We start from the raw sequence: 13,311 nt of genomic DNA, 5'->3' as shown, positions 1-13,311 counted from the left end.
CTGTGTCGGGTGGCATTCGCCCTCATGAAAAACCAGAGCGAATACCAGCCGAATTTACGGCTGCAGGGTTCCCCTGCAACATAGAATCTCCCACAGTGGATTAGCGTCGGACACAAAAAAGGCCTCGCAATTGCGAGGCCTTTTATTTGGGCTTCAAACGGGTCAACCTTGCGGCCTTACTCCCTGAGCCAGCCCGAACATGAGTAATAACAGGTCATTGTCGGGTTGCGCTGCCACAGAGGCTTTGATGGCTCGTGGTACTGGACAGTGAGCATCGCTGCTTACTGAACTGAGGACTTGCGTGCGAGGCTGCTCCCAGGCAGCCACCGCCAATGAAGCAACTGCCAAGGCTCCTATCAGAAATAAACCTCGTGCAATTTCGAGTTTCATCGCTATAAACCTTTGATAGCGCTGCCAAACGCCGCCTCATAAAAGTAGACGAGTTTTTCCCAATCCGCAGCGCTGAACGACGAGTGGCGACGCAGTTGTTTCATGTCATGCGTAGCCGCCCGGGAAGCTGTCATACGCTGCCGGCACTTCTCCAGATCGATCAAGGCAATTTCGGCCTTGGCCGACTCGCCTTCACCGGTGACCCGCAAAAATACGTGCTTGATGTAGATGCAACCGTGCTGCCAACGACCCTTGTGCATGCGAGCGAGGTTCTCTGCCAGATCTTTCAAAACGAGATCATGCACCGCCTCACCGTGACGCTCACGGCCACCACCGGCGTACCAGTTTTCGATTTCGTCGAAGCCATCCAGCGACTTGGTCACCAGCAATGCTCGCCATTTGTGCACAGGGTCGCGCTGTGCGCCGCAGAAAACGATGTCAGGAACACGCACGTCGAGCTTGCGCAAGCCGATTAGGGCATCTTGCTCACGCAATACGGTCGGGCGGCCAAACGGGTGCAACCAACTGCGATAGATGTGGCCGGTCTGACGCTTGGCATAGAGCAGCTGCCCGTCGCTGCCGGTGACACGCTGCACGCCACTCTCACCACCGCGGCGAACATTGGGTTCTTCTACCCATTCACCACGCTGATTCCAGAAATAGTCGAAGCGGTCCTGGGGAGCGACTTCCTGTTCTGCTGCACATTGCACTGCCATCCTGTTACCTCTTGCGCAAGACGTAAACGCGCCACATAGCGTAGAGCGGTATGAAATCCAGCTTTTCTTGAATACGGAAACCCGCCTGCTCAAACTCCTTTTCCACCGTTGCGGCCGGTAACACAAACCGGTTTTGGTAACCTTCCTGCCCACGCCGCGCTTCTGAACGCTTGCGTTTCCAGGCCTTGAAGTTACCGTCCACCCACAGTGAAAGGATTACGCTGTCACGGGAGACACGCTCGAACTCGCGGAAAATGGCCAGTCGATGCTCGGCTTCACCGATGTGGTGCAGCAAACGCATGCAGAAAATGCTGTCGACGGCATTATCAGGCAAGGCGATGTCGAAGGCAGAAGTGTGCAAGGGTTGGACCCGTTTGACCACGTCAGCGGGTTGCGACTGCATGGCAATCTTCACCATCGACTCAGAGTTGTCGGCACCGATGATCGCCCGGTTGGCTTTTTCCGCCAGCATTGGCCAGAAACGCCCGGCACCGCATGGCAAATCGAGTACAAGACCGGGATCGCCGGCCAGCGTCAGCGCTTTACGCGCCAGCTGTACATCACGCCAGTGAGACAACTTGCGACCGAGCCCATCCTGATGTTTGCGCAGGTAGTGTTGAGCGTGTTGATCGTCGTATTTTTCGGAAAAATCAAGTTTGATCGGGCCGTCCATCATCAAAGTCTCCTGAAATGCTGATGACATCAACCTTAGGTAGTTTAGTGTCAGAGTCAGGTCACGTATTTGTGAAAATTTCGTTGAGTAAATCCCTTAACTATTTCAGCATTTTACAGACCATTAACAATAACTCATGGAATCCCGCCGTGACTATCAAATCAACGGGTACTCGAGGCCTGTAATTCGACCTGAAAACGACAGCCATTGGGCTCCATTGTCGTCAGGCTGACAGTCCAGCCCTGGTTCTCACAGATCCGCTGCACCAGCGACAACCCCAGACCAAGGCCCTCACCGCGTTTTTCGGAACCCCGCACGAAAGGTTCGAACATCGCTTCGCGTTTTTCCTCAGGAATACCCACACCACTGTCCTCGACAAAAAAACCCGTGGCTGTGAGAGTCAGGCGAATGAACCCGCGTTCGGTGTAATGCAGAGCGTTGCGCAACAGGTTGCCCATTACCGCGTGCAACAGGGTTGCGTTGTAAGTGGCAACTGGAGGGTCCCCCGGCTCGAATACCAGCTTCAGCCCCTTGTTTTCGATGGGTTCTCGCCACAGATTGAGCAGCCCGTCGGCGACCTCGTTCAGGTTCTGTTGTGGCGACATGCTGGCGTCTTCACGCTGTGCGCGGGCCAGCATCAGGAAGGTTTGTACCAGCTCTCGCATTTCTTCGCAGGCCCGGGCAATCCGCTCGACCTGGGCCCGGCCGCGCTGGTCGATACCAGGATTTTCCAACAGCAGCTCACAGGAACTGGCCAGCACCATCAATGGCGTACGCAGTTCGTGGCTGACGTCACTGGTAAACAGCCGCTCGCGGTTCAATGCCTGACGCAAGCGCCCAAGGGTCGCGTCGAAGGCAACAGCCAACTCGCCCACTTCATCGGCGGCATAATCGGGCGCCAGAGGCGGCGCCAGCCCTAACAATTGATCGCGATGACGCACCTGGCGGGCCAGTCGGACCACCGGCGCCATGACTTTGCGCGCCAGAACCCAACCGAGAAATACCGCCAGCGCCAGGCTCAGCACGAAGCCCGTTAACACCACGGCAAACAGCACCCGTTCACGCTCTTCGAAATCGCTTTGATCCTGAAGCAATACGTAATGCCGGCCGTCGACAATTTCGACCATGGCGTGATACGACAGCTGATCGCGAAAAACCTCGTGAAAACCCGAGGTCAGGTTGCGCAAATCCTTGGGCAGTTCGAAATCACCTGCCCCACCACTGTAGTAGAACAGCTGGTCCGGCTCGGGACGGTGGTTCCAGTCCGACAAACTGTCCATCAACAGCAGACGTTGCAAGTCGCCGCCCAATCCGGCTGAAATCAGTTTTTCTTCCACCACGTGTACGGTCGCCACAATGCCCATGGCGAAGGCACCAGCCACCAGTGCGCTCATCAGCGCAAAGGCGATGATGATTCGTTGAGCAAGGCTCTGCTTAAACTCCATCACGGCCCTCGGCCAAGCGATAACCTACCCCGTGAACGGTTTGCAGCAATGGCTTGGCGAACGGCTTGTCGATGACCTGACGCAGTTGATGAACGTGGCTGCGCAGGCTGTCACTGTCCGGGCAGTCGTCGCCCCACAGTGCCTCTTCGAGAATTTCGCGGCGCAGCACATGAGGGCTTTTCTGCATCAGCACGGCCAGCAATTTCAGCCCCACCGGGTTGAGTTTCAGCAGTCGGCCTTCGCGGGTCACTTCCAGGGTATCGAGGTCATAGGCCAGATCGCCGACCTGCAACGTGCGACGACCGCCACCTTGAGTGCGGCGCATCACCGCCTCGATCCGCGCAGCCAATTCAGACAGGGCAAAAGGTTTGATCAGGTAATCATCAGCACCGGACTTGAAACCCTGCAGCCGGTCATCCAGTTGATCGCGGGCGGTGAGCATGATGACCGGCGTATCGCGGCGGGCGTCTTCGCGCAGGCGTTTGCACAGGGTGTAACCGTCGATGCCAGGCAGCATGATGTCGAGCACGATCAAGTCGTAATGCTCGGTGGCCGCAAGGTGCAGGCCGGACAGACCGTCTTGTGCACAATCCACGGTATAGCCTTTGAGGCCCAGATAATCAGCCAGGTTGGCCAGGATATCGCGGTTGTCTTCAACCAATAGAATTCGCATGGGCACTCCTCGGTACACAGTAACGGCCGTCTTGGCCCGCGCAGCTTAAGGCCAAGTGTGGCTCAGGGATAGGGCTGTATGCAGCGGTCAAACCGCGAAAAAAGCCTATGAAAGCTTTAACATCTTTTTCACCATTGATTCACACACTGGCGACAGCAGCGGGAGCAGACTCCGCGCGGATGCGCCTTCATGAATGACTTCACCGACCAAGGAAATGCCATGGCTTCGACCGCTGCCCGCCCCGCCTCCAGACCGCTCAACTTCTGGGTGTGCCTGGGTGTCCCCGCCGTCGCGGCGATCATTCTGGTGCTGCTCGAACTGACATCCCTGGACATGGACCTCGCCAAGCTGTTCTACGATCCAGTGGCAGGAGATTTCATCGGACGCCACAGTTACTTCCTGGAAGACATCCTGCATGACCGCGCCAAGCAGTTAGTCATCGCGTTCTCGGTATTTGCCGTCCTCGGCTTCGCCGGCTCGTTTTTCGTGACCCGACTCAAGCCGTTCAAACGGGAGCTGGGCTGCCTGGTGCTTTCGCTGGGCCTGGCAACCTCCTTTGTCACCCCCATGAAAGCCGTGACAGCCGTGCAATGCCCATGGAGCCTTGAGCAATTCGGTGGCCACGAGACCTACAGCGAATTGTTGAGCCCTCGCCCCCACACGGATAAACCTGGCCGTTGCTGGCCTGGCGGTCACGCCGCCACCGGTTTCACGCTGTTCGCCCTGTTCTTCGTGTTGCGTGACCGCCGCCCGCGCATGGCTCGCGCGGCGTTAGTCTTCGCCTTCGCCCTGGGCTCGGTGTTCTCGATTGGCCGGATGATGCAGGGGGCGCACTTCTTTTCGCACAACGTCTGGACCGCGATTTTTTGCTGGCTGATTTGTCTGGGGTCTTATTACTACGTTCTTTACCGACCTGCGACCAAAGCTGAATCAGTGGTCAAGGCAAAACAGGTTAGCGCCTGAAACACATATTTACTGTGGGAGCGAGCCTGCTCGCGATAGCGGTCTGCCATTCAACCATGACGTCGGCTCACAAGACGCCATCGTCGGAACGCCGCCCGGAGCCGGCTCACTCCTACACGATCCAGAGTCGCTTCATCGTTTGAGTCATGCCCTGAAGCAGTTGGCGCCTGAACTGACGCCATCACGGGCAAGCCCGGCTCCCAAAGGTTTAACCCGGTCAACTGCGGGAGCGTGGCTTGCCCGCGATGGCAGCGACTCGGTCTCCTGACTTACCCGAATGAGGGCAATAAAAAACCCCGCCTGCATTCGCAGGCGGGGTTTTTTAGTACAGGGGTAAGGCTCGCTTACATCATGCCGCCCATGCCGCCCATACCGCCCATGTCTGGCATGCCGCCAGCTGGAGCGTCTTCCTTGATCTCGGCGATCATGGCTTCGGTGGTGATCATCAGGCTGGCAATCGACGAAGCCGCTTGCAGAGCCGAACGAGTCACTTTAGCCGGGTCCAGGATACCCATTTCGATCATGTCGCCGTACTCGCCGGTGGCAGCGTTGTAACCGAAGTTACCCGAACCCTGCTTGACCTTGTCGACGACAACGCTTGGCTCGTCGCCGGAGTTGGCAACGATCTGACGCAGTGGCGCTTCAACCGCGCGACGTAGCAACTGGATGCCAACGTTCTGGTCATCGTTGTCGCCTTTCAGCTCGGAGATTGCCTGCAGAGCGCGAACCAGTGCCACGCCGCCGCCAGGTACCACGCCTTCTTCAACGGCTGCACGGGTAGCGTGCAGGGCGTCTTCAACGCGGGCTTTCTTCTCTTTCATTTCAACTTCGGAACCGGCGCCAACCTTGATCACTGCAACGCCGCCGGACAGTTTTGCCAGACGCTCTTGCAGTTTTTCACGGTCGTAGTCGGACGAAGTGTCGGCCACTTGCTGACGGATTTGCAGAACGCGAGCCTGGATATCAGCTTCAACGCCGGCGCCGTCGATCACGGTGGTGTTTTCTTTCGACAGGATGACGCGCTTGGCATTACCCAGGTGTTCCAGGGTAGTGCTTTCCAGGCTCAGACCGATCTCTTCGGAGATAACGGTACCGCCAGTCAGAACAGCGATGTCCTGCAGCATGGCCTTGCGACGGTCGCCGAAGCCCGGAGCCTTGACGGCTGCGACTTTAACGATGCCACGCATGTTGTTCACAACCAGAGTCGCCAGGGCTTCGCCTTCAACGTCTTCGGCCACGATCAGCAGTGGACGGCCGGCTTTGGCAACGGCTTCCAGTACTGGCAGCATTTCGCGGATGTTCGAGATCTTTTTGTCGACCAGCAGGATCAGCGGACCGTCCAGCTCGGCAGTCATGGTCTCTGGCTTGTTGACGAAGTACGGGGACAGGTAGCCACGGTCGAACTGCATGCCTTCAACAACCGACAGTTCGTTTTCCAGGCCCGAGCCTTCTTCAACGGTGATCACGCCTTCTTTACCGACTTTTTCCATGGCTTCGGCAATGATGTCGCCGATGGAGCTGTCGGAGTTGGCCGAGATGGTGCCGACCTGAGCGATAGCCTTGGTGTCAGCGCAAGGCTTGGACAGGGCTTTGAGCTCTTTGACAATAGCGATGGTCGCTTTGTCGATGCCGCGCTTCAGGTCCATCGGGTTCATGCCGGCAGCGACGGCTTTCAGGCCTTCGTTGACGATCGATTGAGCCAGAACGGTAGCGGTGGTGGTGCCGTCGCCTGCGTCATCGTTGGCACGGGAGGCAACGTCTTTGACCAGCTGCGCGCCCATGTTTTCGAAGCGATCTTTCAGCTCGATTTCTTTGGCAACGGACACGCCGTCCTTGGTGATGGTCGGAGCGCCGAAGCTCTTCTCGATGATCACGTTACGGCCTTTAGGGCCCAGGGTCGCTTTTACCGCGTCAGCCAGGACGTTTACACCGGCGAGCATTTTCTTGCGGGCGGAATCGCCGAATTTAACTTCTTTAGCAGCCATGATCGATATTCCTTAAATACTTTGTAGTAGCGGGAAAATGAGCGGGGAATCAGCCTTCGATAACAGCGAGAATCTCGTTCTCAGCCATTACCAGCAGGTCTTCGCCATCAACTTTCACGGTGTTGCTGCCGGAGTAAGGACCGAACACAACCTTGTCGCCCACTTTAACGGCCAGTGCACGCACTTCACCGTTGTCCAGCACGCGGCCAGTGCCGACTGCCAGAATTTCACCGCTGTTGGCTTTTTCAGCAGCCGAACCTGGCAGGACGATACCGCCAGCGGTTTTCTTTTCTTCTTCGCTGCGACGGATGACGACGCGGTCATGCAGAGGACGAAGCTTCATTGTCGATCTCTCCTAATTGTGGTTTTCATCGGCCGGTGTGGTCCCGGCGGGTTTAACAAATCCGGCGGTGCCGGTTGCGGCTCGACAAGCGAGACGCGGAAGTCTGTCTGGCATGATTGCCAGAAACCTTGCGGTGACCGTTACATAAGGGCGCACAAGCTTATTACAAGGGCGGGGATCGAATTTTTTTACATCGATGCCCCAAAAACAAACACGGCACCCGAAGGTGCCGTGCAGGTGAAACGATTTACTTGGAGTCGCGGTGCTCGAACTCGCCTTCGATCACATTGGGTTCACGGCCCAGCGGCTCGCGCGGAACGGGCCCGCCACGCGATTGCAGGTCCTCGGCGAATGCACGCTGACGGATCGCGGCCTCTTCGGCACGCTGGCGCATTTTATTGGCCAGCAGTCGGCGAGAGATCGGCAGCAGCATGATCAGGCCCAGCACATCACTGACGAAGCCCGGCAGGATCAACAGCCCCCCCGCCAGGGCTAGCATCAGGCCTTCCAGCATGGTCTGGGCCGGCAGCTCGCCGCGGTTCAGACTTTCACGGGCACGCAGCGCAGTGGCCAGACCGGCGATACGCAGCACGAACACGCCGAACATCGAGCCGAGAATAATCAGTAGCAGGGCCGGGAAAAAACCGATGCTCCCACTGACTTTGACGAATACGAACAGTTCCAACACCGGGAACAGTAAAAAGAGCAACAAAAAAGGGCGCATCAAATGGTTCCTCAACGCAAGAGTGCCTTGCCAGTCTTCCCTAAATGACGTCGCCGTTTCGAGAATTCAAGCGTCGGCGACTTCATTTATGGGCCAATGCTCGGCGTGAGCCAGAGAAACCAAGGCTTCCCGGACTTGTGTCGGCGTATTACAAGCAGCTTGAAAGGGCAGCCAGTATAGCGCCTGGCCGATACGCAAATGCATGCCTTCGGTGTCGATGCCGGCCAGTTGCGCCGGTTCGGTTTTCGGCAGTCCCGCCAGTTCGACGTAGTGCGCGATGGCTTTGGCGTGATCGGCATTCATGTGCTCGACCATGCTCGCTTCAGCCTTGCCGGCAAACGGGTTGGCCAATGTCAGATGATCGACCCAGTGAATCGCGCCGAAGCCGCCGATATAGCGGTGACGTACGGGTTTGAGTACCCAGAAATCGAAATCGTGAGCCTTGTGGTAGCTCTGCGAATCAGGGAAATAGCGGTAGTAACGCTGTGCCGCCGCGTCGATGGCGGCCTCGTCCACGAGCTGTTCTGCTTCGGCAAGGTAAGTCAGGCGACCAACGGCTTGTACATCGTCGGCCTCGCGTTCGCCCACGAACAGAGAGCATTTCGAATCTTTTTGCAGGTTGTGGGTGTGCTGAGCGATGCGGCTGATAAGGATCAGCGGCCGGCCCTGTTCATCCAGACAGTAAGGGACCACAGAGCCAAACGGGTAACCCGGCATCGACTTGGAATGGGTCGAGAGCACCCCTCGGTATTCCTTGAGAAGCAATTTTCGGGCATTCTTCGCCGCTTCTACGCTCAATTTATGACTCCTTAAATAGAATCCGTCGAAAAAACGGACAGGCGGCTGGGGATAAGTATTCAGCGCGCCATTCGGGCAGTTCTCATGTGCAGCCAGGCTCCATCCGGCGCAGATCGAGAGGCCCTCTCCAAGGAAAACCACTCTGACCTGCTATTGGGGCATGCGAATGCAACTCACTGACAAAGTAATCATTATCACTGGCGGTTGCCAGGGTTTAGGCCGATCCATGGCCGAGTATTTCGCCGCCAAAGGCGCGAAACTGGCACTGGTGGACCTGAACCAGGAAAAGCTCGACGACGCCGTCGCGGCTTGCAAGGCCAAGGGCGCCGAGGCGCGCAGCTACCTGTGCAACGTCGCCAATGAAGAGCAAGTGACCCACATGGTCGCCCAGGTCGCCGAAGATTTCGGCGCGATCCATGGCCTGATCAACAACGCCGGTATCCTGCGCGACGGTCTGCTGTTGAAGGTCAAGGACGGCGAAATGACCAAGATGACCCTGGCCCAATGGCAGGCGGTCATCGACGTCAACCTGACCGGCGTGTTCCTGTGCACCCGTGAAGTGGCCGCCAAAATGGTCGAGCTGGAAAATCACGGCGCGATCATCAATATCTCCTCGATCTCCCGCGCTGGCAACGTCGGTCAGACCAACTACTCGGCCGCCAAGGCCGGTGTCGCTGCGGCCACCGTAACCTGGGCCAAGGAACTGGCGCGTTACGGCATCCGTGTGGCGGGCATTGCACCGGGCTTTATCGAAACCGAGATGACACTGGGGATGAAGCCTGAAGCACTGGACAAGATGACGGCCGGTATTCCGCTCAAGCGCATGGGTAAACCGGAAGAGATCGCCCATTCGGCGGCGTACATTTTCGAGAACGACTACTACACCGGCCGGATCCTGGAGATGGATGGCGGGTTGAGGATCTAAGAAACACCCAAAACCCTGTAGCAGCTGCCGAGGCACGAGGCTGCGTTGCGTGTCCGCAGGACCGCCCTCGGGGGCTGCTGCGCAGCCCAACGCAGCCTCGTGCCTCGGCAGCTGCTACAACATCTATTCAGCGCATCAATCGTCGCTGATGGTGATGTTCGGCATCGCCGGCGACACCGCCTCCTGCAACACGATCCGCGCGCCAACATGGCGGGCCAGTTCCTGGTACACCATCGCAATCTGGCTGTCCGGCTCGGCGATCACCGTTGGCTTGCCGCCATCGGCCTGCTCGCGGATGATCATCGACAGTGGCAACGAAGCCAACAGTTCGACGCCATACTGGTTGGCCAGCTTCACCCCACCGCCTTCACCGAACAAATGCTCGGCATGCCCGCAGTTGGAGCAGATGTGCACGGCCATGTTTTCCACCACGCCCAGCACCGGGATGTTGACCTTGCGGAACATCTCCACGCCCTTGCGCGCGTCCAGCAATGCCAGATCTTGCGGGGTCGTCACGATCACCGCGCCGGCCACCGGGACTTTCTGTGCCAGTGTCAGCTGAATGTCACCGGTGCCTGGCGGCATGTCGATGACCAGGTAATCCAGATCGCCCCAGGCGGTTTGGGTCACGAGTTGCAACAGTGCACCGGACACCATCGGCCCGCGCCAAACCATCGGGGTATTGTCGTCGGTCAGGAAGGCCATCGACATCACTTCAACGCCATGGGACTCGATCGGCACGAACCACTTCTGATCCTTGACCTTTGGTCGGGTGCCTTCCGGGATGCCAAACATGATGCCCTGGCTCGGACCGTAGATGTCCGCGTCGAGAATCCCGACCTTGGCACCTTCACGGGCCAGCGCCAGCGCCAGGTTCGCGGCGGTGGTGGACTTGCCTACGCCGCCCTTGCCGGATGCCACGGCCACCACGTTTTTCACGTTCGCCAGCCCCTGGATTTGCGCCTGAGCCTTGTGCGCGGCAATCACGCTGGTGATGTCGACGCGGGCGGTCGTCACGCCGTCCAGGCCTTCAATGGCCATTTGCAGCATTTGTGACCAGCCGCTTTTGAACAGACCGGCGGCGTACCCCAGCTCCAGCTGGACGCTGACGCGATCGCCCTGGATCTGGATATCGCGCACGCATCCGGCGCTGACCGGGTCCTGGTTCAGGTAAGGGTCGGTGTATTGGCGAAGGACGGCTTCCACCGCTGCGCGATTGACGGCGCTCATGGGCAACTCCGATAGCAAGACAGGAAAATCAGGCGGGTATCCTAACCGTTCTATGGCGTGTTCGGCATGCTTTCAGAATGTGACAAACACCCCATGGTTGAATGCGACCTGTAGCAGCTGGCGAAGCCTGCGTTCGGCTGCGAAGCAGTCGCCAATCCGGTCATCTCGCATTCACTTGAAACACCGCAGTGTCCGGATTCACGACGGCTTCGCCGCCGAACGCAGCCTTCGGCAGCTGCTACAAGGGTCCGCGGTGCCGGCCTTGGGGGTGAAAAATATGCGCCAGCGCTTTATAGTGGCCGACCTCCGTTTCATCAAGTAGCCGAGCCCCATGTCCGAGCCACGCAAGATCCTCGTCACCAGCGCCCTGCCCTATGCCAATGGTTCGATCCATCTTGGCCACATGCTGGAATACATCCAGACCGATATGTGGGTGCGCTTCCAGAAGCACCGCGGCAATCAATGCATTTATGTCTGCGCCGACGACGCCCACGGTTCGGCGATCATGCTGCGCGCGGAAAAGGAAGGCATCACCCCGGAACAACTGATCGCCAACGTCCAGGCTGAACACAGCGCCGACTTTGCCGAGTTCCTGGTGGACTTCGATAACTTCCACTCCACTCACGCCGAAGAAAACCGTGAGCTGTCGAGCCAGATCTACCTGAAGCTGCGCGACGCCGGGCACATTGCCCAGCGCTCGATCACGCAGTACTTCGACCCGGAAAAGAAAATGTTCCTGGCCGACCGCTTCATCAAGGGCACCTGCCCGAAATGTGGCACCGAAGACCAGTACGGCGACAACTGCGAAAAATGCGGTGCGACCTATGCCCCAACCGATCTGAAGGATCCGAAGTCGGCGATCTCTGGCGCCACGCCGGTGCTCAAGGATTCCCAGCACTTCTTCTTCAAACTGCCGGACTTCCAGGAGATGCTGCAAACCTGGACCCGCAGCGGCACCCTGCAAGACGCCGTGGCCAACAAGATCGCCGAATGGCTGGATGCCGGCTTGCAACAGTGGGACATCTCCCGCGATGCGCCGTACTTCGGTTTCGAGATTCCAGACGAGCCAGGCAAATATTTCTATGTGTGGCTGGATGCGCCAATCGGCTACATGGCCAGCTTCAAGAACCTGTGCGACCGCACCCCGGAGCTGGACTTCGACGCGTTCTGGGGCAAGGATTCCACGGCCGAGCTGTACCATTTCATCGGCAAGGACATCGTCAACTTCCACGCCCTGTTCTGGCCAGCCATGCTCGAAGGCGCCGGTTTCCGTAAACCGACCGGCATCAACGTACACGGCTACCTGACCGTCAACGGTCAGAAAATGTCCAAGTCGCGCGGCACCTTCATCAAGGCCCGGACGTATCTGGATCACCTGTCGCCGGAATACCTGCGCTACTACTACGCGGCCAAACTGAGCCGTGGCGTCGACGACCTCGATCTGAACCTCGAAGACTTCGTGCAGAAGGTCAACTCGGACCTGGTCGGCAAAGTCGTCAACATTGCCAGTCGCTGCGCCGGTTTCATCCATAAAGGCAACGCCGGTGTGCTGGTGGCGGGGAATGCCGCGCCAGAGCTGACCGATGCGTTCCTCGCTGCTGCGCCAAGCATCGCCGAGGCTTACGAAGCTCGCGACTTCGCCCGCGCCATGCGTGAAATCATGGGCCTGGCCGACCGTGCCAACGCCTGGATCGCCGACAAGGCACCGTGGTCGCTGAACAAACAGGAAGGCAAGCAGGATGAAGTCCAGGCTATCTGCGCCCTGGGCGTCAACCTGTTCCGCCAGCTGGTGATCTTCCTCAAGCCCGTGCTGCCGCTACTGGCCGCCGACGCCGAGGCGTTCCTGAACGTCGCGCCGCTGACCTGGAATGACCACGCGACCTTGCTCAGCAACCATCAGCTGAACGAGTTCAAGCCGTTGATGACTCGTATCGACCCGGTAAAAGTACAAGCCATGAGCGACGCATCCAAAGAAGACCTGACCGCCAGCGCAACCGACACCGGCGAAGCCGCACCGGCCGGCAACGGCGAACTGGCCAAGGATCCCCTGTCGCCAGAAATCGAGTTCGACGCCTTTGCTGCGGTCGACCTGCGCGTCGCGCTGATTCTCAAGGCCGAGCACGTGGAAGGCGCTGACAAGCTGCTGCGCCTGACCCTGGACATCGGTGACGAGCAACGCAACGTGTTCTCCGGGATCAAGAGCGCTTATCCGGATCCGTCCAAGCTCGATGGTCGCCTGACCATGATGATCGCCAACCTCAAGCCGCGGAAAATGAAATTTGGCATCTCCGAAGGCATGGTGATGGCGGCTGGCCCTGGTGGTGAAGAAATCTACTTGCTGAGCCCTGATAGCGGCGCCAAGCCGGGTCAGCGTATCAAGTAAGTTTGTGCGGTAAATCGATCCCACAGTCGTGCCAGACGCGACTGTGGGATTTTCATATCTGGC

The 13,311-nt window shown here is 58.4% G+C and carries 13 protein-coding genes; 3 read left to right on the top strand and 10 right to left on the bottom strand.

Annotated features, from left to right (window positions below; genetic code table 11):
• Nucleotides 1-162 precede the first annotated feature (162 nt).
• The 5 genes from J2Y56_RS05910 to colR form a co-directional block, all read right to left on the bottom strand.
• Entirely contained in the window at nucleotides 163-390 is a 228-nt protein-coding gene (locus J2Y56_RS05910) for a hypothetical protein (protein WP_081502832.1), read from the bottom strand.
• Between the two features lie 2 nt (nucleotides 391-392).
• Nucleotides 393-1,106 carry a lipopolysaccharide kinase InaA family protein gene (locus J2Y56_RS05905; RefSeq protein WP_310349192.1) on the bottom strand — a complete coding sequence of 238 codons (714 nt, stop codon included), beginning with the start codon at nucleotides 1,104-1,106 and terminating at the stop codon, nucleotides 393-395.
• 4 nt (nucleotides 1,107-1,110) lie between these two features.
• On the bottom strand, nucleotides 1,111-1,779 hold the full coding sequence (locus tag J2Y56_RS05900; protein ID WP_310337279.1) for a class I SAM-dependent methyltransferase: 669 nt from the start codon (nucleotides 1,777-1,779) through the stop codon (nucleotides 1,111-1,113).
• A gap of 161 nt (nucleotides 1,780-1,940) precedes the next feature.
• Nucleotides 1,941-3,224, bottom strand: coding sequence for a HAMP domain-containing sensor histidine kinase (locus J2Y56_RS05895; protein WP_007948598.1), 1,284 nt, complete (start codon nucleotides 3,222-3,224; stop codon nucleotides 1,941-1,943).
• Nucleotides 3,214-3,897, bottom strand: coding sequence for a two-component system response regulator ColR (gene colR / locus J2Y56_RS05890; protein ID WP_007948597.1), 684 nt, complete (start codon nucleotides 3,895-3,897; stop codon nucleotides 3,214-3,216). Before colR ends, J2Y56_RS05895 begins: the two co-directional genes overlap by 11 nt.
• Before the next feature lie 219 nt (nucleotides 3,898-4,116).
• On the opposite strand from colR, the gene J2Y56_RS05885 reads away from it, so the two are divergent.
• A complete protein-coding gene (locus J2Y56_RS05885) occupies nucleotides 4,117-4,860 on the top strand; it encodes a phosphatase PAP2 family protein (protein ID WP_007948595.1) in 744 nt (247 codons plus the stop codon).
• A gap of 344 nt (nucleotides 4,861-5,204) precedes the next feature.
• Here the strand turns inward: J2Y56_RS05885 and groL are convergent, their stop codons facing one another.
• From groL to J2Y56_RS05865, 4 genes are all read right to left on the bottom strand, one after another.
• Entirely contained in the window at nucleotides 5,205-6,845 is a 1,641-nt protein-coding gene (groL, locus tag J2Y56_RS05880) for a chaperonin GroEL (protein ID WP_310337240.1), read from the bottom strand.
• A gap of 49 nt (nucleotides 6,846-6,894) precedes the next feature.
• Complete coding sequence (locus J2Y56_RS05875) at nucleotides 6,895-7,188, bottom strand: co-chaperone GroES (protein ID WP_019827816.1); 294 nt, start codon at nucleotides 7,186-7,188, stop codon at nucleotides 6,895-6,897.
• A gap of 247 nt (nucleotides 7,189-7,435) precedes the next feature.
• The gene (locus J2Y56_RS05870; protein WP_150779438.1) at nucleotides 7,436-7,912 is read right to left on the bottom strand and encodes an FxsA family protein; all 477 of its coding nucleotides are present in this window, start codon (nucleotides 7,910-7,912) and stop codon (nucleotides 7,436-7,438) included.
• Between the two features lie 66 nt (nucleotides 7,913-7,978).
• The gene (locus J2Y56_RS05865) at nucleotides 7,979-8,710 is read right to left on the bottom strand and encodes a HugZ family protein (RefSeq protein ID WP_007948591.1); all 732 of its coding nucleotides are present in this window, start codon (nucleotides 8,708-8,710) and stop codon (nucleotides 7,979-7,981) included.
• A 166-nt stretch (nucleotides 8,711-8,876) separates the two neighbouring features.
• Between J2Y56_RS05865 and J2Y56_RS05860 the strand changes: the two genes are divergently transcribed.
• Nucleotides 8,877-9,635 carry an SDR family oxidoreductase gene (locus tag J2Y56_RS05860; RefSeq protein ID WP_033049695.1) on the top strand — a complete coding sequence of 253 codons (759 nt, stop codon included), beginning with the start codon at nucleotides 8,877-8,879 and terminating at the stop codon, nucleotides 9,633-9,635.
• A gap of 135 nt (nucleotides 9,636-9,770) precedes the next feature.
• Here J2Y56_RS05860 and apbC read toward each other — a convergent pair whose 3' ends face one another.
• Nucleotides 9,771-10,865, bottom strand: a complete 1,095-nt coding sequence (gene apbC, locus J2Y56_RS05855; protein ID WP_310349189.1) for an iron-sulfur cluster carrier protein ApbC — start codon at nucleotides 10,863-10,865, stop codon at nucleotides 9,771-9,773.
• 331 nt (nucleotides 10,866-11,196) lie between these two features.
• Between apbC and metG the strand changes: the two genes are divergently transcribed.
• Nucleotides 11,197-13,248, top strand: a complete 2,052-nt coding sequence (gene metG, locus J2Y56_RS05850) for a methionine--tRNA ligase (protein ID WP_007943583.1) — start codon at nucleotides 11,197-11,199, stop codon at nucleotides 13,246-13,248.
• Nucleotides 13,249-13,311: the final 63 nt, after the last annotated feature.

It is taken from the genome of Pseudomonas sp. BE134, assembly GCF_031456105.1.
Classification (GTDB): Bacteria; Pseudomonadota; Gammaproteobacteria; order Pseudomonadales; family Pseudomonadaceae; genus Aquipseudomonas.
This window is presented reverse-complemented; position numbering and strand designations above follow the sequence as displayed.